The sequence below is a fragment of the Vreelandella neptunia genome (assembly GCF_000712975.1).
Taxonomy (GTDB): domain Bacteria; phylum Pseudomonadota; class Gammaproteobacteria; order Pseudomonadales; family Halomonadaceae; genus Vreelandella; species Vreelandella qaidamensis.
The window spans coordinates 532,262-551,963 of record NZ_JHQL01000002.1 but is presented as its reverse complement, the minus strand read 5'-3'; the positions used below and the strand labels follow the sequence as shown (position 1 = coordinate 551,963).

At 50.1% G+C, this 19,702-nt stretch carries 19 protein-coding genes; 15 read left to right on the top strand and 4 right to left on the bottom strand.

Annotation, left to right across the window (positions count from 1 at the left end; translation table 11 throughout):
* Window positions 1-24: 24 nt before the first annotated feature.
* The 7 genes from CR46_RS0107235 (at window position 25) to CR46_RS0107205 (ending at window position 6,778) form a co-directional block, all read left to right on the top strand.
* Window positions 25-1,791 (top strand): bifunctional diguanylate cyclase/phosphodiesterase, encoded by a 1,767-nt coding sequence (locus CR46_RS0107235; RefSeq protein WP_030071376.1) that lies wholly within the window; start codon window positions 25-27, stop codon window positions 1,789-1,791.
* A gap of 132 nt (window positions 1,792-1,923) precedes the next feature.
* Window positions 1,924-2,901 carry a phosphate/phosphite/phosphonate ABC transporter substrate-binding protein gene (phnD, locus tag CR46_RS0107230; RefSeq protein WP_030071374.1) on the top strand — a complete coding sequence of 326 codons (978 nt, stop codon included), beginning with the start codon at window positions 1,924-1,926 and terminating at the stop codon, window positions 2,899-2,901.
* Window positions 2,902-2,992: 91 nt separating this feature from the next.
* Window positions 2,993-3,874 carry a phosphonate ABC transporter ATP-binding protein gene (gene phnC / locus CR46_RS0107225; RefSeq protein WP_030071372.1) on the top strand — a complete coding sequence of 294 codons (882 nt, stop codon included), beginning with the start codon at window positions 2,993-2,995 and terminating at the stop codon, window positions 3,872-3,874.
* The gene (phnE, locus tag CR46_RS0107220) at window positions 3,871-4,698 is read left to right on the top strand and encodes a phosphonate ABC transporter, permease protein PhnE (protein ID WP_030071370.1); all 828 of its coding nucleotides are present in this window, start codon (window positions 3,871-3,873) and stop codon (window positions 4,696-4,698) included. The genes phnC and phnE (CR46_RS0107220) overlap by 4 nt, the downstream gene beginning before the upstream one ends.
* A 31-nt stretch (window positions 4,699-4,729) precedes the next feature.
* Window positions 4,730-5,545: a phosphonate ABC transporter, permease protein PhnE gene (phnE, locus tag CR46_RS0107215; protein WP_030071368.1), complete on the top strand. Its 816-nt coding sequence runs from the start codon at window positions 4,730-4,732 to the stop codon at window positions 5,543-5,545.
* 24 nt (window positions 5,546-5,569) lie between these two features.
* The gene (locus CR46_RS0107210; RefSeq protein WP_030071366.1) at window positions 5,570-6,199 is read left to right on the top strand and encodes a histidine phosphatase family protein; all 630 of its coding nucleotides are present in this window, start codon (window positions 5,570-5,572) and stop codon (window positions 6,197-6,199) included.
* A 99-nt stretch (window positions 6,200-6,298) separates the two neighbouring features.
* Window positions 6,299-6,778 carry a C40 family peptidase gene (locus tag CR46_RS0107205; RefSeq protein ID WP_030071364.1) on the top strand — a complete coding sequence of 160 codons (480 nt, stop codon included), beginning with the start codon at window positions 6,299-6,301 and terminating at the stop codon, window positions 6,776-6,778.
* Window positions 6,779-6,829: 51 nt separating this feature from the next.
* Here the strand turns inward: CR46_RS0107205 and CR46_RS0107200 are convergent, their stop codons facing one another.
* On the bottom strand, window positions 6,830-7,444 hold the full coding sequence (locus CR46_RS0107200) for a putative metalloprotease CJM1_0395 family protein (protein WP_030071363.1): 615 nt from the start codon (window positions 7,442-7,444) through the stop codon (window positions 6,830-6,832).
* A 117-nt stretch (window positions 7,445-7,561) separates the two neighbouring features.
* Between CR46_RS0107200 and CR46_RS0107195 the strand changes: the two genes are divergently transcribed.
* The 5 genes from CR46_RS0107195 (at window position 7,562) to CR46_RS0107175 (ending at window position 12,411) form a co-directional block, all read left to right on the top strand.
* Window positions 7,562-7,789 (top strand): DUF2835 family protein, encoded by a 228-nt coding sequence (locus CR46_RS0107195; protein WP_030071362.1) that lies wholly within the window; start codon window positions 7,562-7,564, stop codon window positions 7,787-7,789.
* 8 nt (window positions 7,790-7,797) lie between these two features.
* On the top strand, window positions 7,798-8,181 hold the full coding sequence (locus CR46_RS0107190) for a hypothetical protein (RefSeq protein ID WP_030071361.1): 384 nt from the start codon (window positions 7,798-7,800) through the stop codon (window positions 8,179-8,181).
* A gap of 130 nt (window positions 8,182-8,311) precedes the next feature.
* Window positions 8,312-8,890: an antibiotic biosynthesis monooxygenase gene (locus CR46_RS0107185; RefSeq protein WP_030071360.1), complete on the top strand. Its 579-nt coding sequence runs from the start codon at window positions 8,312-8,314 to the stop codon at window positions 8,888-8,890.
* 237 nt (window positions 8,891-9,127) lie between these two features.
* Window positions 9,128-9,799, top strand: a complete 672-nt coding sequence (locus tag CR46_RS0107180) for a glutathione S-transferase (protein ID WP_030071358.1) — start codon at window positions 9,128-9,130, stop codon at window positions 9,797-9,799.
* Window positions 9,800-9,933: 134 nt separating this feature from the next.
* Entirely contained in the window at window positions 9,934-12,411 is a 2,478-nt protein-coding gene (locus tag CR46_RS0107175) for an EAL domain-containing protein (protein ID WP_404813855.1), read from the top strand.
* Between the two features lie 58 nt (window positions 12,412-12,469).
* On the opposite strand, the gene nhaD is transcribed toward CR46_RS0107175, so the two are convergent.
* Both nhaD and CR46_RS0107165 read right to left on the bottom strand, forming a co-directional pair.
* Entirely contained in the window at window positions 12,470-13,948 is a 1,479-nt protein-coding gene (gene nhaD / locus CR46_RS0107170) for a sodium:proton antiporter NhaD (protein WP_030071354.1), read from the bottom strand.
* Window positions 13,949-14,243: 295 nt separating this feature from the next.
* Window positions 14,244-15,218 (bottom strand): LysR family transcriptional regulator, encoded by a 975-nt coding sequence (locus CR46_RS0107165; protein WP_030071351.1) that lies wholly within the window; start codon window positions 15,216-15,218, stop codon window positions 14,244-14,246.
* A gap of 137 nt (window positions 15,219-15,355) precedes the next feature.
* Here CR46_RS0107165 and CR46_RS0107160 point away from each other — a divergent pair, with 137 nt between their 5' ends.
* The 3 genes from CR46_RS0107160 to CR46_RS18420 all read left to right on the top strand — a co-directional run bounded on the left by CR46_RS0107160 (window position 15,356) and on the right by CR46_RS18420 (window position 18,732).
* The gene (locus tag CR46_RS0107160) at window positions 15,356-16,297 is read left to right on the top strand and encodes a sodium-dependent bicarbonate transport family permease (protein ID WP_030071349.1); all 942 of its coding nucleotides are present in this window, start codon (window positions 15,356-15,358) and stop codon (window positions 16,295-16,297) included.
* A gap of 571 nt (window positions 16,298-16,868) precedes the next feature.
* Window positions 16,869-18,404, top strand: a complete 1,536-nt coding sequence (gene nhaC, locus CR46_RS0107155; protein WP_030071347.1) for a Na+/H+ antiporter NhaC — start codon at window positions 16,869-16,871, stop codon at window positions 18,402-18,404.
* Window positions 18,405-18,516: 112 nt separating this feature from the next.
* A complete protein-coding gene (locus CR46_RS18420) occupies window positions 18,517-18,732 on the top strand; it encodes an FAD-dependent oxidoreductase (protein ID WP_198023702.1) in 216 nt (71 codons plus the stop codon).
* Here the strand turns inward: CR46_RS18420 and CR46_RS0107150 are convergent.
* Window positions 18,713-19,651, bottom strand: a complete 939-nt coding sequence (locus tag CR46_RS0107150; RefSeq protein WP_030071345.1) for a LysR family transcriptional regulator — start codon at window positions 19,649-19,651, stop codon at window positions 18,713-18,715. The two genes, CR46_RS18420 and CR46_RS0107150, sit on opposite strands and share 20 nt — an antisense overlap.
* Between the last annotated feature and the right edge of the window lie 51 nt (window positions 19,652-19,702).

Below are 19,702 nucleotides of genomic sequence, written 5' to 3'. Positions count from 1 at the left end.
GACGTTTGATAGGGCAGCAGGTATATGACCGCACAAGAAGCGCAGTGGTTGAACCAAATTATCGCAACAGAAGAGCTCCATGTGCTGTTTCAGCCTATTGTGGATGCCAATCAGCAGGCTATTTATGGCTATGAAGCCCTTATTCGCGGCCCTAAAACATCGCCACTGCATTCGCCATTACGCCTGTTTGAGGTAGCCACTCAGGCCGGGTTGTTAGTCGATCTTGATTTACTGTGTCGACGGTTAGCGATTCAGCGTTTTGCAGAACTTGAGCTGCCAGGATTGCTGTTTCTGAACGTGATGCCGCTGACGATTGTTGAGCGGGACTTTCGTGAAGGCTTAACACTGAGTTTCATCCAAGAGAGCGGCCTGCCCGCCGAACGGGTGGTGATTGAACTCACTGAACATGTGCCTATTCACGACTACGACCTAATGCGCCAAGCAGTGGCCCACTATCGAGACATGGGCTTTCAAGTGGCATTGGATGACTTAGGGGCTGGCCACTCCAGCTTGCGGCATTGGTCTGAACTTCGTCCTGATTTCGTCAAGCTCGACCGTCATTTTATTTCTGGCATTGATCAAGAGCCGGCTAAGCGTGAGTTTTTACGCTCGATTCTAGATGTGGCGCGCAGCTTAGACTGCCAGCTGATTGCTGAAGGAGTTGAGACTGCCGCCGAGCACCTTTGTTTGTGGGAATTAGACCGTGGGCTGGCGTTATTACAGGGGTTTTATTTTGCACGACCAAGCCCCCATCCGCCCTTGCAGTTACATATGCTGTTGCCTGCCACGACACAGCTAAAAAGCCCAGCGGGGCGCACCGCCCACTCTATTTTGCGTTCAATAAGTACTGTCACTCCGGCGTGCTCTGTGCCAGAGCTCGCCGAACGATTTCGTGACATGACAAGCCTGCGCTGTGTTGCAGTGGTAGATGAAGGCGTGCCTATCGCTGTGGTACGCCGCAATGCGTTCTTAACCCTATTTACCAACCCCTACAGCCATGCGCTGTATGCCAAGCGTCGTGTGCTGGAGATTGCAGATCCTAAAATGTTAGTGGCCGAGGCAGATTTGTCTCTGGAGGCGCTGAGCCAGCAACTAACCGATAGCCGCGATATCGAACAGGAAGATTTCGTGATTGTAGATAGTCACGGCCGCTATCTGGGGATGGGCAATATTGTTGACCTGTTACGAGAGATTACCGCCATCCAGGTGCGCCAAGCTCGTCATGCCAACCCGCTTACCGGTTTGCCGGGTAATATTCTAATTAACGAAACGCTGGTCACTTATCTCGATCAGAGCGAAGGATTCGCGGCCGCCTACGTCGATTTAGATAATTTCAAAGCATTTAACGATGCCTATGGCTATGCCCGCGGAGACCACGTGATTATTTCTCTGTCACGGTTGCTTCAGGCGCAGGTAGAGAGTGCTGGCGGGTTTATCGGTCATATTGGCGGCGATGACTTTATGATGCTGCTTCCCTTAGAGCAATGGGAGGGCGTCTGCCAGCAAATATTGCACTCTTTTGAAGTGATGGCGCCTGGGTTTTATGAAGATGCAGACCGTCAGCAGGGCGGAATCCACATAGAAAACCGCCAGGGAGCAGTGGCTTTTATTCCCTTTGTGAGCGTTTCTATTGCCGTTAAGCCTGTTACCGATACCGCCAGATGCAAGGCACTAGATATTGCCGCCCAACTTTCCGAATTAAAGCACCAAGCAAAAAAAATAGCGGGCAACAGTTTGTTCGTCGAGCGCCGAGGATGCTGTGTGGTCCCAGCGGGAAATAGGCAACGCTGAGTTTTCAGTTGTTGAGTCTTCAATTACAGGACTGTCACTGAGAGGTCATCGCCTTGTCATTTTAGTGTCCTTTCACTGTCATGGTTGGGTATCACCATAGCGGCATTGTTAAACAACCCGCTTAGGTGATGTATGCAACCCCTCTGTCTGTCTCAATCGTTTACTCGTACGTTAATTAGTGCTGCTGTGGTGAGTGCGTTTTCACTGGCGGCCGTTAGCGCCTCCGCTGACCTCTCTTCGCGCTATGTTGATAATGACGGCGACATGGTGGCTGATGTGCCCAGCGACGAGTCCCAGTGGGTTGACCCGGACACGTTGGTTTTTGCCTACACGCCGGTTGAAGATCCAGCCGTATACGCCGATGTTTGGGCTGATTTTCTCGAACACTTAAGCGATGCCACCGGCAAGCGGGTACAGTTCTTCCCGGTTCAGTCCAATGCGGCTCAACAAGAAGCGCTGCGTGCAGGCCGCTTGCATGTGGCTGGTTTCAACACAGGTGGCGTACCGGTTGCGGTTAACTGTGGGGGATTCCGCCCCTTTGCCATGATGGCCGCTGAAGATGGCAGCTTCGGTTATGAGATGGAAATCATCACTTATCCTGGCAGCGGCATTGAGTCGGTTGAGGATTTGGCGGGGCGCCAGCTGGCATTTACCTCTGAAACGTCTAACTCTGGTTTCCGCGCGCCATCTGCGCTACTGCGTTCCGAGTACGGTCTAGAGGCTGGTGAAGATTTTGAAACCGCGTTCTCCGGTTCCCACGACAACTCCATTTTAGGCGTGGTGAACAAAGACTACGACGCTGCCGCTATTGCTAACTCTGTTGGCACGCGGATGATCTCTCGTGGCGTTGTCAATGAAGGCGATTACGAGATTATCTACACCTCCGAAACGTTCCCCACCACCGCCTATGGGCTGGCCAACAACTTGAACCCTGAACTTGCCGAGAAAATTCAAGATGCCTTCTTCAGTTATGACTGGGAAGGCACCGCTCTTGAGGCTGAGTTTACCAATTCCGGTGAAGCGCAGTTTATCCCGATTACCTACCAGGAAAACTGGTCGGTCATTCGCACCATCGCCGATGCCAATGGCGTGACCTACGACTGCGATTAATACGCTAGTCGTTCTAAAACCCTATCGGCCAGGAAGGCAACTTTCTGGCCGAATTGCTATGTACCTGACTATTCGTTAATGAGGCACTCTCATGTTAACTCTTACCGGCGTTGGCAAACGTTACCCCACTGGGGATCGTGCGTTAACCGATATACAACTGACGCTACCTAAGGGCCAAGTGATGGCGCTGATTGGGCCATCCGGTGCAGGGAAAAGTACGCTGATTCGTTGCGTGAACCGTTTGGTAGAACCCACCCAAGGCAGCATTCGCCTGGAAGATGTAGAGCTGACCAAACTTTCGGGCAATCGTCTGCGCCACGCACGCCGCTCCATGGGGATGATTTTTCAGGAGTATGCACTGGTTGATCGATTAACCGTGATGGAAAACGTGCTGTCTGGCCAGCTAGGCTATGTGGGTTTTTGGCGTAGTTTTTTGCGCCGTTACCCACAAGAAGCGGTGGCCGAAGCCTTTCGCTTGCTGGAACGGGTTGGCTTACCACACGCCATTGATAAGCGCGCTGATGCGCTTTCCGGTGGGCAGCGCCAGCGGGTCGGTATTGCTCGTGCGCTGTTACAAAGCCCAAAGCTACTGCTAGTTGATGAACCCACTGCCAGTCTCGATCCGAAAACGTCGCGCCAGATCATGCGACTGATTCGTGAACTATGCGCCGAGCGAGAGTTGGCCGCGATTATCAACATTCATGATGTCGCGTTGGCGAAGCAGTTTGCTGACCGTATCGTAGGGTTGCGGGCTGGGGAAATCGTCTTTGACGGGCAGCCTAGCGAGCTTACCAGCGAGATACTCACCACCATCTATGGTGAAGAGGATTGGGATACCACCCCAGAACACTCCGACGATGATGAAACGGAAGAGAAAGCAAAAGTGAAAGCGAAAGAGAGCGAAGCACATCGCCCTCACGCTGGCCGTGAGCTGCCTCCGCTCGCAAGCCTGACGAGTGGAGGCACACGATGAGTGGTAGCGGTTCGTTGGCGCGCCAACAGGCCGCACGTGATGGCCAATGGCGGCGCTTGCCCCTGATTGATAACCCACGTGTGCGTTGGGGGTTGGTGCTAGGTGCCATGGTTTATCTGGTACTTGCACTCGCTTCTGTGGAAGTGAACTGGGCGCGTGTGGCGGAAGGGGCTGGGCGCGCACTCAATTTTCTTGGCGCATTTCTGCAGCCGGACTTCGTTAGCCGCCAGAGTGACATTATCGCTGGCCTGCTGGAAAGTCTGACCATGACGTTAACCTCTACAGTGATTGGCGTGTTATTGGCCATACCGGTGGGGTTGGGGGCGGCACGCAATATCTCGCCATTACCGATTTATGCCGTGTGCCGCGCGATTATTGCCGTTTCACGGACCTTCCAGGAAATTATCATCGCCATTCTGTTTGTGGTGATGTTCGGCTTCGGACCGTTTGCGGGCATGTTGACCCTGGCGTTTGCCACCATTGGCTTTATGGCCAAGCTGCTGGCAGAAGATATTGAAGATCTCGACTGGCGCCAGGTAGAGGCCGTACGTGCCACCGGGGCGAGCTGGTGGCAAACCATGAATCATGCCATTCAACCTCAGGTGATGCCGCGCTTAATTGGCCTCTCTATGTACCGTCTGGATATCAACTTCCGCGAGTCGTCAGTGATTGGCATTGTTGGTGCAGGTGGTATCGGTGCCACCCTGAACACCTCGTTGAGCCGCTACGAATACGGCACATCTGCTGCCATCCTGCTGATCATCATCGCTATTGTACTGATGAGTGAGTATGCCTCCAGCTATGTTCGCCGCTGGACACAGTAACGGCGCGCCACTTGTCATAAGAGGAAACGTTATGCCTGTTTCAACCTCCCCCCAAGGGGCGCCGCTGTGGCAGCGGCGTACTACCCGTGCTCAGTGGCTGCAGTTCGCCGCCTGGCTTGTCGGCATCAGCCTGTTTCTGCTGTGCTGGAAAGTGATTTCTGATAACACCATGTGGGTGTTTGTTGAAGATGCTGGCCGCCAGGGCAGCGACTTAATCAGCCGTATGATGCCGCCGCGTTGGGAGTACGCCAACGTGCTATGGAAGCCCATGTGGGATACCTTAAACATTGCTACGTTAGGAACGGCGCTAGGCATTGCCATGGCCTTTCCTGTGGCGTTTTTAGCAGCACGTAACACCACGCCACATCCACTGGTGCGTAGCCTAGCGCTCACTATTATTGTGTCGTCACGCTCTATCAACTCGCTGATTTGGGCCATGCTGCTAGTCACCATTCTTGGCCCTGGCGTCTTGGCGGGCATTATCGCCATTGCGCTGCGTTCCATTGGTTTTGTGGGCAAGCTGCTTTATGAAGCCATTGAAGAGATCCACCCAACGCCTGTGGAAGCGATTAGCGCCACCGGCGCCAGCCGCCTGCAGGTGATGAACTACGGTGTATTGCCCCAAGTTATGCCGGCTTTCGCGGGTATCAGCGTGTATCGCTGGGACATCAATATTCGTGAGTCTACCGTGCTGGGCCTAGTGGGCGCTGGTGGTATTGGCTTGCAGCTCAATGCCTCAATTAACAGCCTCGCCTGGAATCAGGTGAGCGTCATCTTTGTGATGATTTTTGCCACGGTACTGGTGTCCGAGTGGGTCTCTGCCCGTGTGCGCCACGCGATCATCTAGTCAGCCTGTCGAGGAACAGAAACCATGCGCTTTCCAAATGCAGACATCACCACCATCGATATTATGCGCCATGGTGAACCAGTAGGCGGGCGTATGTTACGTGGCAGCACCGATCATCCACTGAGTGAAACAGGTTGGAAGCAAGTGAGCGATGCCGTTATGCGCCACAGCGAAGATGGCAGGCCACCTTACGATGCGATTGTCAGTTCGCCGCTGCTGCGTTGTCGCGAATTTTCGCTGTGGCTAGGCGAGGAGTTTGATGTGCCTGTGCAAGTCGATGACGACTTAGCCGAGCTTTATTTGGGGCGCTGGGAAGGTAAAACCCATGCTCAGGTATTTGCCGATGAGGGCAGCGAGCAAATGAGTGCGTTTTGGTTTAACCCCTGCCAAGCCGCGCCGCCGGAAGGGGAAACGCTGGCCGCGCTGGATGCGCGGGTCAGCGAATCCTGGCAACGGCTGCTAGCCAATCCGCCCGGTCAACACGTGTTGGTGGTGGCACACCTGTTTGTCTGCAATGCGCTGCTGCGCCAAGTGCTGGAGCAGCCGCTTAGTAACGGCTTAGTGATGGACTTGCCCTACGCCGCGATGAGCCGTTTGCGCCATGAGCGCCATTCGCTGGGCGAAACCACCTTTATAGAGTGGATAGGGCGTTAGTTACAGTGCGTTAGTAATAACAACCTACGAATCAGTAGCGGGTAAGCTGCGCATAGGCCATGATAAAAGCACTTCTTACGTGCTGAGCCGGAGCGATGTATGCCGTTTATCCGTCTATCTTCATTGTTAACGCTATTTACGCTGCTTCTATTGGCAGGATGTGCCAGCAAAGAGACCACCACCCTTCCTGAACCAAGTGCTCAGGCGGGCATTTCAATGGAGCGCGCACTAATTCTCTCTCATGCCCAGCAAGCGATTGGCACTCCGTATCGCTTTGGCGGCAATACACCGGAGGGGCTGGATTGTTCGGGGCTTGTAGAAATGACTTATCGCGCTGCGGGTATCCGCGTGCCACGCACCGCTGATGATCAGTTTCGCGCGCTGCCACAGGTAGATGCGCCTCGCCCAGGCGATTTACTGTTTTTTGGGGAGGGCGCTAAAGCCACGCATGTAGGTATTTATGGCGGTAATCGTCAGATGATTCATGCACCCGGCAGCGGCCGAGCCGTGGTCAGTGTGCCATTGGATATCGATTACTGGAATCAGCGCTTTTTAGGTGCTGCTTCACCAGCACCCTAAGCGGCATCAATAGGATTAATAAACTGATTCCAATGTGGGAAAAGCAATGGATCAGGCTGCTTGCTCATTAGGCGTTGCTGTCACATCTTCTGTCGTTGCTTCCCCAGCACTTCGTGCGGCATTCATTTCGCTTTGCTCGCGAGCGGCTTCCAGCTTGGCTTCCAATAAATACTGTCTTGCCTGAGAAGCCACCTGTATATCTTTAGAAGACGGTTCTGCGGGCGCTAACGCTGCCGCGATGACGGTTTGCATTTTTTCAATAGTCGCTGTGGGATTGCCTGGTACGGGGCCGTAATCAATAGGTACTTCACCCGCAACTGCATAGCGTTTGCCGTCTGGCCCAACTTCGTACTCATAGCTAGCGCCGCCAGTGTAGGGGCCGCCTACTGTCTGGTGGGCCATTTCATGTTGGCGAACTTCCCTGTCAGTTTGCTTAAGCTGCTCTAAATGCTGGATCTCCTCAGGTGCTAGCGGCGTACCGTCGGGGCGCGTAGGACCAGTCGTTTCACTACTGGCGGAGGAGTCCGTCTCTTCACTGGCTTGTGCAGTCTCAGAGGAGTGAGCCTTCTGCTCTTCCGGCTGCATCCGATTAGCCTGCGCGCTGCTTACCTTAGGCTGCGGTAACGTATATGAAGAAACAAAAGGGTTTAGAGTAGAAAGATCCATAAGCAATTACCGAAGGATAAGCTGTTTGCGTTAGCATAGAGCATCTATGAAAGAATCGCAGCACGTAATCGTCGTGTCTAAAACGACCGCTTAGCTATTATTTGGTTAATCATTCACATGCCCATAATTGATGTTGTTATTCATCTATCAAAAAGTGAGTGCCTAGCGCATTACGAAGGGCGTTACAGCAATGTTCGTACGCGCAGTGTTGATGGTCGCTGGGTCATTTTTCCGGCTGAAGCGCTGCGCCGTGTGGTAGGGCAAGAAGGTGTTCATGGCGTTTTTCGCCTTGAGTTTTCTGACCAAGGCCGTTTTATCAACATTCAATCTCTCCCAGGGAGTTGACTTGGCATATGCACCATAGTGATTCAAAACTAACGCTCCATGAACTCATCTATTCCGTTATACCCAATTTAAATAGTGCAGAAAAATTAGTACTGAATACCCTGGAAAGCTTAATTGATGCGGCAGAAAACCCGTTAGACGTGTTTCAACGTAACGAACAAAAACATGCTTTTTCGCTAGAAATACACCGTATCCGTATCAACCTAGAACATCTTTTAGAACGCTATCGTACTGATGTTGAAACTATTTTAAACAAAGATAGAGAAATGGACGGCCCTGTGATTATGCCGGATGCCCAGGAGGCTGAAGCGATTAATAGCGCCATTGATATCTATCTGCACGTAAGAGCTTTTCAGCGTGGCGAACGTCGACAGCCAATTCCTAGCCGTTAGCAACCACCTTATCGTCACATGGCATCATGATTGCTTGTATAATGTGTATCGTAGCCTTTGGGTTTACCCACCTGAAAGCAAACAGCTTGCCTACCCGGCAATTCGCTGTGACCACATTAGGAGATATATCATGTCTGCCTCACCTGTCACGTTAATGGTCGCTCGCCGAGTAGCAAGCGGTCGTTATCAAGATTTTAACCGTTGGTTAAACGAAGGCCGCGAGTTGGCGGCTGATTTTCCTGGCTATTTAGGCTCTGGTGTTTTGGCACCTCCCAATAGCGATGACGAATATCAGATCATTTTCCGCTTTAGCAGCAGTGACACACTAAATGCCTGGGAGCATTCGGCTTCGCGGAATGCATGGCTACAGCGAGGTAAAGGGCTATATGATGCGCCCCATGAGCACCGTGCCACTGGCTTAGATGCTTGGTTTCAGTCTAGCTCTGGCTCGACACCGCCACGCTGGAAACAGGCCGTCGCTGTATGGTTGGCTTTCTTTCCAATCTCACTGCTATTCAATTGGGTATTTGGCAGTGCTTTAGCGGACTGGCCGATGGTGCCCCGTGTAATGGTTAGTACAATGATGCTGACGCCTGTCATGGTGTTTTTATTCATCCCGCTTTCTACACGGCTACTTGCTCCTTGGCTGGAAGGAAAATGGTCTCCATTAGGTAGTTTGGCGCGCTGGCGCCATGAACATAGAATGTAATTGATAAATAAGTAACAGCAGTGTGTATTGTTAAAAACAATTAAAATCAAGGTGTTATCGTTCAATCGCTGCGTTAAGCATTTTTTCTGCTAGTAGGCTGATTACTAAGGTAAATAGTTCCTAAGCTTCTTCATGGGGTTCAACGCCGTAATAGTGCTAAGCTAAACACGCTTATCGCAAAAAGGATAATTGGCGTTAGCGCAATGCTAGCGTAACAAGTCGCCCCATGGAGTCGTTATGATCCGCGTTCATCATCTTGAAAAGTCCCGCTCTCATCGCATTTTATGGCTTTTAGAAACACTTGGCCTTGATTATGAGATTGAGGTCTATCAACGAGATAGTAAAACCCAACAAGCTCCGGAATCACTTAAAAAAATTCACCCACTAGGTAAATCGCCTATTATTACCGATGGCGAGCTGGTGGTGGCAGAGTCAGGGGCCATTATTGATTATCTCGTCAACTGCTATGGTGAAAGTAAAGAGCACTCTATTGATGAGCGCCGCAATGAGTGGGTCAATTATCGCTATTGGCTTCACTATGCAGAAGGGTCGTTAATGCCGCTCTTAGTGATGGGGCTAGTGTTTAGCCAGATACCTAAACAATCCCCTTGGCTAATCAGGCCTTTGGCAAAAGGAATCAGCTCAACGGTACAGCAGCGTTTTATTAACCCCCAGTTAAAGCAGCACTTGCATCTGGTAGAGACGCACCTAGAGAAACACGGTAATTTTGCCGGTGTTTGGCCAAGTGGTGCCGATATACAAATGAGTTTTCCTCTACAAGCGATTGCCGCGACACAATCGTTGACCTCTTATCCTGCTATTGCGTCGTTTGTATCACGTATCGAAAACGATCCTGCCTGGCAACGAGTTGTTGAGCGTGCTGGCCCCCTTACGATGCCGGGTGAATAGGTTTCTTTATGTCGAAGACGCTGGGCTATTTGAGTACATGCTCATCTTCTATGCACAAGAAAGGTGTGTGTAGTCTGCTCCGTCTAGTACTCAGAACGCTATTGTTGGGAGGCTGTTTAGCGCCCTTCCAGTTAATGGCTGAGACCCTGACAGTTGGCGTTTACCATAATCCTCCTAAACTTTTTGCTGACGACGAGGGGCGGCCTAGAGGCGTATTAGGTGATCTATTACAGGAGATTGCTAAGGAAGAGCAGTGGCAGCTTGAAAGTTATCAATGCGACTTCCAGCATTGCCTGACGCTGTTAAAGCAGGGTGATATCGACGTGCTTCCTGATGTTGCCTGGAGCGAAAGTCGTGCTGGAGATATTGCCTTTCATGAAGAGCCTGTGCTGCATAGCTGGTCACAACTTTATCAGCGAGAAGGTGTTGAGATTGAGGCTATTTTTGATCTTGAGCAGCGTCGAGTAGCCGTGGTGTCAGGCTCTGTTCAACAACGCTATTTAGCATCGGTAACCGAACGTTTTGATATTAATGTTACCTGGCTACCAGTAAATAGCTTTGCAAAAGGGTTTCAGGCTGTGGCTGATGGTGAAGCAGACATAGTGGCTGCAAATCATCTATTTGGTGACTGGCGTGCACACGATTATGGGTTGCGCGCTACTCCCGTCATTTTTCAACCAGTAAGGCTTTTTTATGCGGCATCGCCGCAGCTTTCTGAAGAAGTTCTCAGCCGTATCGATGATGTCCTGCGTCGCTGGAAGCAGGATAATGGCTCTATTTATTATGAAACGTTAAGTTTATGGCGGGCTAATCCAAAGCCACATCAAGCAATCCCTACGTGGTTATGGTGGAGTGTCAGCTTACTTTTTTTACTGCTTCTATTAGCACTTTTAGTTAATTTTCTGCTTAAGCGACGTATGAAAATTAATCGTGAACAGTTGAATACTAATGAAGCACTATTGTCGACTATTTTAGATAGCGTTGATGCGTATATTTATATTAAATCACCTTCTTTAAAGTATCGTTATGTGAATCGAAAAATAAGTGAACTTTTTAACTGCCCAGCTAAAGATATTATTGGGAAGCGCGACGATGACTTTTTTGATGAAGTAAGTACAGCAGCCGTTAAGGCAATTGATCAAAAAGTTTTAGAAACTGGCACTAAGATGACGGTTGAAGAACACCATAAGCTCCAAGGAGAGGAGCATGTGCGTACCTTTCTCTCAATTAAGATGCCACTCACTATGGTGGCAGGAGAAGCACCTTGTTTATGTGGCGTTTCAACAGAATTGACCGAATACCTGGAAATGCAAACAAAAACCCATCGTCTGGCATTTTATGATGCGTTAACAGGACTTCCTAATCGTCGTTTATTAATGGAATCGCTAGCAGAAGTTACTGAACAAGACAGCCATTTAAGCAGGTATAGCGCTGTTTTTATTCTTGACCTAGACAGTTTTAGATTGGTGAATGATATACAAGGCCATGAGAGCGGCGATCAATTGCTAATTAAGGTGGCTGATCAGTTGCAGCAACAGCTCCCACAAGAAGCCATGGTTGCACGTTTTAGTAGCGATGAGTTTGTTGTATTACTTAAGGTGTTAGACGAGCAGCAGGGGGATGCTACCCATAGGGCTGAACGCCTTGCACGGCAATTCTTAGAGACGATTACTAAGCTGCGTAATGATCGTGCTCTACCGGTTAGTGCCAGTATCGGCATTTCGTTGTTTGAGGGTACTGGACAAAGTGTGAACAGCGTTCTGCAGCAGGCCGATATGGCATTACAACAAGCGAAAGCGGCAGGCGGCAACACGTTGCGCTTTTTTAATATGGATATGCAAATCAGTGTGCTTGAGCGGGCCAGCTTGGAAGGTGACCTGCATCAAGCGCTAGAGCGTAATGAGCTATCGTTGCATTACCAAGTACAAGTAGATCATCACGGTGCTACCACGGGCGTCGAAGCGCTGTTGCGCTGGTACCACCCCCAGCGTGGGTGGGTGTCGCCAGCCACTTTTATTCCGCTTGCAGAAGAAAACGGCCTGATTTTGCCTATCGGTCACTGGGTACTGAAATCAGCCTGTGAACAATTGGCAAAGTGGGCAGAGCATCCTGCGTATTCGTCACTTACCATTTCGGTTAACGTAAGTTCCGTTCAGTTTCAGCAGCCTGAGTTTGTGCGTAATCTAGAAGGTTTATTGGCACACACTCAGGCCCCACCTGGCCGTTTGGTGCTGGAAGTCACGGAAAGTCTGTTAATGAATGAGCCTGCGCGAGTGCGCAGCACGATGTTGAAGCTTCGCGCCCAAGGCATTCGGTTTGCATTAGATGATTTTGGTACTGGCTACTCATCGCTGAGCTATTTAAAACGCTTGCCTTTAGACGAGTTAAAGATTGACCAGTCGTTTATTCGTGAACTATTAACTGACAAGACCGATGCGGCGATAGTAGATACCACTATTTTGCTAGCGGTTAGCCTGGGCTTAACGGTGGTTGCAGAAGGTGTTGAGAAAAAAGAGCAGCTTGACTGGCTGAAAGGCCATGGCTGCTACCGTTACCAGGGCTATTTGTTTGGGCGTCCTACGCCTATTGAGTACTTATTTGAAGCGTACTAAAAAGCCCGCGTAGTGCTCGTAAGCGCATGACGCGGGCTTGTTTTATGACAGCTGCTTGCTAGCCAAAGACGGCAAAGCTGTCAGCGTTAAGCCACATATGCACGATGATACTGGCAACGTAGCCAAGGAAAATCACCGGTGCCCAGCGCAGGTGGCCCATAAACGTGTAGGCGCCTCGTGCTTGGCCCATCACAGCAACACCCGCTGCTGAACCAATTGAGAGCAAGCTACCCCCTACACCTGCTGTCAGCGTAATCAGTAACCAATGGCCGTGAGACATCTCTGGCTCCATGGTAAGTACAGCAAACATTACCGGAATGTTATCGACAACCGCTGAAACAACCCCCAAGACAATATTGGCCCAGGTGGCATTCCAACCGGTGTAAAGCGCTTCGGAAAGCAGCCCAAGGTAGCCCATAAAGCCTAGGCCGCCGACACACATCACCACCCCGTAGAAGAACAACAGGGTGTCCCACTCGGCACGAGCAACACGGTTGAAAACATCAAACGGTACTACGCCACCTAACTGCTCAAGCTTCTTGTTGTCGCCCCGGCGACTGTAGCGTTCACGCTTGCGCTCCAGTGAACGGGGAAGGCTGCGACGTAGGTAATAGCCAAAAAATTGCAGATAGCCAAGGCCTGTCATCATGCCGAGTACAGGCGGCAAGTGCAGTAGTGTATGGCACATCACAGCGGTGGCAATGGTGATCAAAAATAGCGCAATAATTCTCCGTGCACCGCGCTTTAGCCAGACATCTTCATACACACTGCTGGGCTTCTGATCCTTGATAAATATGCTCATAATGACAGCAGGAATCAGGAAGTTAACCAAGGAGGGCAGGAATAGGATGAAAAATTCCTGGAATTGGATCAGTCCTGCTTGCCAAACCATCAGCGTAGTGATGTCACCAAAGGGGCTAAAGGCACCACCAGCGTTAGCAGCCACCACAACGTTAATACAAGCGAGATTAATAAAGCGCTTATCACCTTCAGCCACCTTGGTGATAACTGCGCACATCAACAGTGCCGTGGTTAAGTTATCAGCAATGGGAGACAGCACGAAGGCCAGGCCACCCGTTAGCCAGAATAACTGACGATAGCTAAAGCCTTTGCGCAGCATCCATGAGCGAAGGGCATCAAAGACGCGGCGCTCTTCCATGGCGTTGATATAGGTCATAGCAACGAGTAGGAACAGCATTAGCTCGGTGAACTCCAAAAGTGTCACACGAAACGCATACTCTGACGTTTCCGACATGCCATTTTGGACGTACACCCAGCCAATGAGTCCCCAAATAATACCGGCGGCTACCAAGACGGGCTTAGACTTACGCATGTGGATTTTTTCTTCTGCCATGACCAACCCATAGGCCAGTACGAAGATGGCAACAGCGAAAAAACCAACAGCAGACGTAGTGAGATCAATATCGCCTGTTACAGCGAACGCCGGTGTGCCAAGCAAGGGTAGTAAAGCTACTAATAAAAAAAGCCAGCGACGATAGGATCGTGGCTGACTTGAGTCATTATGCAAGGTAAGCATGCGACGTTATTCCCCATGGTTAAGTGGATGAAAGTGGTGTAGAAGCCGCGATATTGTAGCAGCCCGTATTGCAACGCAATATGTAATAAAAGCGAATGAAACTGCTAAATAAGAAGCTAAAAGAGACTTTTTTTATAAATTAATCGTTTCGCTAATAGCAATGTTAAAAAAACGGTGTAAAGAGACATTTTCATCCAAGAGTCATTTCCAAACTAAATAACCGTATCAGTGAGGTGAAAGCCCAGCGTCGATTGAGTGTCGAGCGTGAGCTCTTGCGTTCAAGCAACGGTTAGGTTCATGACGATGTTCGCAAAGGAAATGAGGGGTATTCTCCCAGCAGCTTAGCCAGCTCGTTACAGATAAAGCGTGGTTCTATCCATTGTGTTAGGTGTTCATGAACGTAATGCAAAAAGCGTTGTGCTGATTGTGGCAAGCGTTGGTCATTACGCACAATAAATTGCCAGTGGCTTTCAATAGGTAACCCTTCAACGGGTAAAACCACTAGGTCAGGGTGTTCATTGGGCAAAACGTGCTCGGATAACACTGCAACGCCCATATTAGCGGCAACACTGACTCGAATAGCCTCGTTACTTGCCATCTGCAACGTTTTTTGCATGGTTAGCCCGTGCTCCTGAAGCCAGCTGTCTAACAGCATGCGCGTAGCTGAACCAGGTTCACGCAGCAGTAAGCGTTCAGTGAGGAGCTGTTCCATAGAAACGCTGGCCTGCTGGGCAAGCGGGTGGTCAACACTAGCGATGGCAACTAAGGGGTTACGCATAAAGCGTGAAGCGACCGCGTGCGCGAGGGCGGGGGGATGGCTGAAGACATAAAGGTCATCTTCCTGACGCTCAAAGCGGGCAAGTACTTGGCGTCGATTGCCGATATGGACAGTGACATCCACTTCTGGGAACGCTTGGCTAAAGGGACCAAGCAGGCGCGGTAGCACGTACTGAGCAGTGTTCACTAGAGCAATACTAAAACGGCCTTTACTGCCGTGTTGTAAGTCGCTTAGCTGGTCGGCAAAATCGTCAAAGCGTCCCAGCACATCGCGGCTTGCCTGATAAAGAGCTTGCCCGGTTGCAGTCATCGCTAGTCGCTGGGAGTGCTGTTCTAACAATGGGCTACCCACTGCCTCTCTTAGCCTTTTTAGCTGTTGTGACACCGTTGGCTGGGTAAGGTGGAGCTGGCGTGCGGCTTCGCTAATGGAGCCGCATCGAACAACGGTGACATAGACCTGTAACAATCTGAAGGTCAGATGGCGAATATTCACAGTGGCTCATTACTCCTAGAAACGTATTAAAGATAAGTATAGAAAATTATCTATGGGTTTCTTTCAATATATTATTAGTTATCTAGTGTAGTCGCTCGCAAAATGCAGCCTCTTTTTGATCCTAAGGAGCAATGGCGATGCCAGATATTGTGGTGATGTTTTTCCTACTAGGCCTCGTTGCTGGAGCGGTAAAGTCAGACCTGCAAGTCCCCAAGGCTACTTACGACACCTTAAGCCTGCTACTAATGCTTACGATTGGTTTGAAGGGCGGGATGGCGCTGCATGGCAATATTCATTGGGGGTTAGTACCAGAGCTGGCTGGCGTCGCCTTGCTATCGGCGTTTATACCGCTATTGTTGATGCCGGTGCTTCGCCGTTGGGTGCGTCTTTCTCCCGCTGATAGTGCTAGCATCGCTGCTCACTATGGCTCCGTCAGTGCAGGTACCTTTGCGGTTGCGTTAGCGTATGTGGAAGCTCGCCAGTTAGTGGTTGGCAGTGAAGTGACGCTCTACTTAGTGGCGATGGAGTTGCCTGCGATTATGGTGGCAATAGCTCTATTTAGACGCCACCAAGGCGCTGCTGTTAAAGAGAGCACCAGTAAGCTATGGCATGAAACCCTAACCAACCGTGGCGTTATTTTATTGGCTGGCGGGGTCGTCATCGGCACGCTGTATGGGCCGTTTCAAGGAGAAGAAGTCACCGCACTGTTTACAGGGGCTTTTAAGGGTGTGCTGGCGCTGTTTTTGTTAGAAATGGGGTTAACCGCCGCGCAAACGTTACGTCCAATGCCTTGGCACCACTGGCGCTTAGTCACTTTTGCTCTGGTGACACCGCTATTGTTATCGCTACTGGGCATTCTAGTAGGAACTCTGGTTGGATTGCCGATTGGGTCTATCGTAATACTTGCCTCTTTGGCTGCCAGTGCGTCTTATATTGCCGCTCCCGCCGCCATGCGCGCCGCTATTCCACAGGCAAATATTGGCCTTGCCATGCTCGCTTCGCTTGGGATCACGTTCCCTCTCAATGTGATGTTAGGCATTCCGCTCTATCACAGGTTAATTGAGTACTTACTTACCTAACAAAAGAGTAGCGCTATTGGCCGCTCTCTCAACACTATCGCCACAATGTGATCGGCTTTAGTAATGTTTGTTATTTTTTAGTGGGGTTAAACACCCGTCTCGCTTTCAGCGAGACGGGTGTTTTTGCTTGGTCTATTTTTTGGCTTTTTGGCTATTCTGCAGATTTTTTAGGCTGCTAAAAGATATTTTTTTATTAAAAATACAGTGTTTGCTTTAGTTTTTAGGTAAATAAGTTAATTGTCTTAAAGTGTTAATTTTAAGCATGAATGTTTAGTCGTTGTGTGTTTCCCCTGAATGCAGCACGAAAACCCGAGAAATAGACACGTTAAGTCTTCGTTACCTTCGTATTCTTTTGTTATAGGGACGTGATTGCAATGCCGTTCGTATGTGGAAAGCGTAGTGACGCATTGTAAGTAGTCAGCTGACATAGATAAAAAGGCAGGACAGTACAATGCTAAAAAACATGTCTACTGCCAGTGATCTAAACGATAAATCTAAGAAACTCTAGTAATACGAGAATAATAGCTGCTGATAAACCTATCAAAAGCTCAATAATGACGAGGATAATAAGATGGAAGAAAAACCAAAAAGGGTTCGTCAAAAACCCAGCCTTGGGCTTGCCCTAACGCCTGTTATATTGACGCTCATCGCCATTGGTGTGCAGATTTTCTATTTTGGCGACTTTACCCCTCATATTCCGCTAGCCATCGGTTTAGCGATTACGTCGCTTGTTGGAATCAAACTAGGTTTTCGCTGGAAGCGCATTGAAGACGGTGCTTTTCACGTTATTAACGTCTCACTCCCCTCGGTTTCGGTGTTGATCTTAGTGGGCATGATTATTGGCGTTTGGATCGCTAGTGGTACCGTGCCCAGTCTGATCTATTACGGCCTTTTACTGTTGTCTCCTGCTTTTTTCCTTGCCGCAGCGATGTTGATTTGTGCGGTGGTGTCCGTTTCCTTGGGCACTTCCTGGGGTACGGTTGGTACCGTCGGTTTGGCGCTGGTTGGAATCGGTGCTGGATTTGATATTCCCATTTATTGGACTGCAGGCGCGGTAGTGTCTGGCGCTTTCTTTGGCGATAAGGTCTCTCCGCTGTCCGATACTACCAATCTAGCCTCTGCAGTAACCGGCAATAATGTCTTCTCGCACATCAAAAACATGATGCCGACGACGATTCCGGCCATGCTAATTGCGTTGGTGATTTATCTGGTGGTGGGTTTCACGATGATTGATGACCAAGCCGCCTCGTTTGAACGTATCAACGCCATTACTGCATCTCTGGATGAAAATTTCACGATTTCTCTATGGTTACTGCTTCCGGCCGTGCTGGTTATTATCTTAGCCGTTAAACAGATGCCCCCCATCCCCTCGCTATTTGCTGGGGTCCTTGCCGGTGCGGTAACGGCGATGGTGGTTCAGGGCGTAGGTCTGCACGATATTGTGACGTATGCCAACTACGGCTACTCCATTGAGACGGGTGTTGATGCCATGGACAGCTTGCTGAACCGTGGTGGTATTCAGTCGATGATGTGGACAATTTCGCTGATTTTAATCGCGCTGGGTTTCGGTGGTGCGCTAGAGAAAACCGGCTGTCTCGAGACGATCATTACGGCCATTATGGCTAAAGTGCGCTCTTTCAAAGGGGTTCAAACGTCTGCGATTGCCACGTCCTTTGCAACTAACTTAGTGGCAGGCGACCCCTACTTATCGATTGCACTGCCGGGTCGCATGTATGCGCCCACGTACCGGGGATTGGGCTACTCGACGCTTAACCTGTCACGGGGTATTGAAGAAGGCGGTACGTTGATGTCTCCTTTAGTGCCTTGGAATGCCGGCGGCGCCTTTGTCATCAGTGTCCTGGGACTGGGAATCACCGACGGAAACGTTGAGAACCTGCTGTATATCCCGCTGGCCTTTGCCTGCTGGCTAGCCCCAGTGCTCGGTATTCTTTACGCCCAGTTAGGCTGGTTCTCACCAAAAGCGACTGATGAAGAGCGTGCTTTGTGGGAGAGCCAGGGAGAAGCAATCGCCTCCTCATCAGCGCTCGGTGCCGCCGCTGATTCTGCTGTCACTAGCGCGACGCCGGTTTCCAGCTCAAGTGGCTAATTCTTAACGAATTAGACGTCGATTGTTCTAACGTTAGCGTAAGCATTTTATCGATTTGTCAGCACCCTGACCTGCTAAAGGCAGGGTGCTTGGCGTTTCCAGGAGAATAATAATGACCACAACGCATCCAGCCGTGGTGATCGGAGGTGGAATCGTTGGTATTTGCTGTGCGTTATATCTGCAAAGAGAGGGACTCGAGGTTACGTTGGTAGAGCCAGCTAGAGGTGCTACAACGGGACGCTTGGTAGCCGACCTACTGCATGGGCGTAAGAGTCCGTTGGACATTCGTCCTTTCAGCGCGTCGCGGTTTAAGCTGATGGGGCATTAACTGACGCTGAACGTTTCACAAACCTGAGAAATGCATCAATGACTCGGTTAGGGCGACGGTCATTGCGAGTGATCATTACAAATGGTATTTGATAGCGAAGGGTGGCAGCATCAATGGCGCGCATCTTGCCTGCGTTAACCCATTGCGCAGCAACATGCGCGGGTAGAAAACCAATGAAGCGCCCAGTAAGAATCAAAAAGGCAGTGCCTTCACGATCAGAGGCGGAAGCCTGTAGATTAAGTGCATCATGTGCCTCACGCGCACTGTTAGGGAGTGGGTAACGAGGCATTATCGCTGGATAAGATGCTATTTTTTCAGCGGTTAGAGTCTTATCTGTATCTGTATCTGTATCTGTAAATAGCGGATGAGTTGCTGCGCAGTAGAGGTAGGACGGCTCATCGTATAGATGGTGTGTTTCTAAGCTAGCGGGTAGGTTTACATCGGGAACCACGCCGACATGTAAGTGCCCGTCCATAACACTTCGAATAATGGCATCTGAGGGCTCCATGTGAATATTAATGGTGACTTCATGGTTTGGTGCTGTCAGCTCGGCGAGCGCGTTGGTGACATGCATCGCGGGTAAGGTGACCAAGTTATCAGTAATACCGATATTTAGTTCACCTTTAATAGTATGATGCAGCGCATTGACGTCGCTTTTAAAATCTTCAAGCGCAGTAAGTAGGGTTAAGCCCGCCTGGTAAATTTCTTTACCCTCTTCGGTTAAGCTAAACCCGCCTCTGCCACGTTGACATAACGAAAACCCTAGCCTGCCTTCTAAGTCGTTCATGTGTTGGCTAATGGCCGAACGACTGATGCCTAAGGCGGTCTCCGCAGCAGTAAAGCCGCCACACTCGACAACGGTTTTAAAAATACGCACTAAGCGCACTTCATAGTCACCCATTTGGCCTAACGATGCCATGGCAGCCTCTTGTTAAGTAAAATAACGTCGTTTAGTGAGTATTTTTGCTGA

Excerpts from the sequence above, each read along its gene's own strand:
- phnC (WP_030071372.1), top strand. The coding sequence starts at position 2,993 with ATGTTAACTCTTACCGGCGTTGGCAAACGTTACCCCACTGGGGATCGT.
- phnE (WP_030071370.1), top strand. The coding sequence starts at position 3,871 with ATGAGTGGTAGCGGTTCGTTGGCGCGCCAACAGGCCGCACGTGATGGC.
- nhaC (WP_030071347.1), top strand. The coding sequence starts at position 16,869 with ATGGAAGAAAAACCAAAAAGGGTTCGTCAAAAACCCAGCCTTGGGCTT.
- CR46_RS0107150 (WP_030071345.1), bottom strand. The coding sequence starts at position 19,651 with ATGGCATCGTTAGGCCAAATGGGTGACTATGAAGTGCGCTTAGTGCGT.
- CR46_RS0107160 (WP_030071349.1), top strand. The coding sequence starts at position 15,356 with ATGCCAGATATTGTGGTGATGTTTTTCCTACTAGGCCTCGTTGCTGGA.
- nhaD (WP_030071354.1), bottom strand. The coding sequence starts at position 13,948 with ATGCTTACCTTGCATAATGACTCAAGTCAGCCACGATCCTATCGTCGC.
- CR46_RS0107210 (WP_030071366.1), top strand. The coding sequence starts at position 5,570 with ATGCGCTTTCCAAATGCAGACATCACCACCATCGATATTATGCGCCAT.
- CR46_RS0107205 (WP_030071364.1), top strand. The coding sequence starts at position 6,299 with ATGCCGTTTATCCGTCTATCTTCATTGTTAACGCTATTTACGCTGCTT.
- CR46_RS0107185 (WP_030071360.1), top strand. The coding sequence starts at position 8,312 with ATGTCTGCCTCACCTGTCACGTTAATGGTCGCTCGCCGAGTAGCAAGC.
- CR46_RS0107180 (WP_030071358.1), top strand. The coding sequence starts at position 9,128 with ATGATCCGCGTTCATCATCTTGAAAAGTCCCGCTCTCATCGCATTTTA.
- CR46_RS0107200 (WP_030071363.1), bottom strand. The coding sequence starts at position 7,444 with ATGGATCTTTCTACTCTAAACCCTTTTGTTTCTTCATATACGTTACCG.
- CR46_RS0107235 (WP_030071376.1), top strand. The coding sequence starts at position 25 with ATGACCGCACAAGAAGCGCAGTGGTTGAACCAAATTATCGCAACAGAA.
- phnD (WP_030071374.1), top strand. The coding sequence starts at position 1,924 with ATGCAACCCCTCTGTCTGTCTCAATCGTTTACTCGTACGTTAATTAGT.
- CR46_RS0107195 (WP_030071362.1), top strand. The coding sequence starts at position 7,562 with ATGCCCATAATTGATGTTGTTATTCATCTATCAAAAAGTGAGTGCCTA.
- CR46_RS18420 (WP_198023702.1), top strand. The coding sequence starts at position 18,517 with ATGACCACAACGCATCCAGCCGTGGTGATCGGAGGTGGAATCGTTGGT.
- CR46_RS0107190 (WP_030071361.1), top strand. The coding sequence starts at position 7,798 with ATGCACCATAGTGATTCAAAACTAACGCTCCATGAACTCATCTATTCC.
- phnE (WP_030071368.1), top strand. The coding sequence starts at position 4,730 with ATGCCTGTTTCAACCTCCCCCCAAGGGGCGCCGCTGTGGCAGCGGCGT.
- CR46_RS0107175 (WP_404813855.1), top strand. The coding sequence starts at position 9,934 with ATGGCTGAGACCCTGACAGTTGGCGTTTACCATAATCCTCCTAAACTT.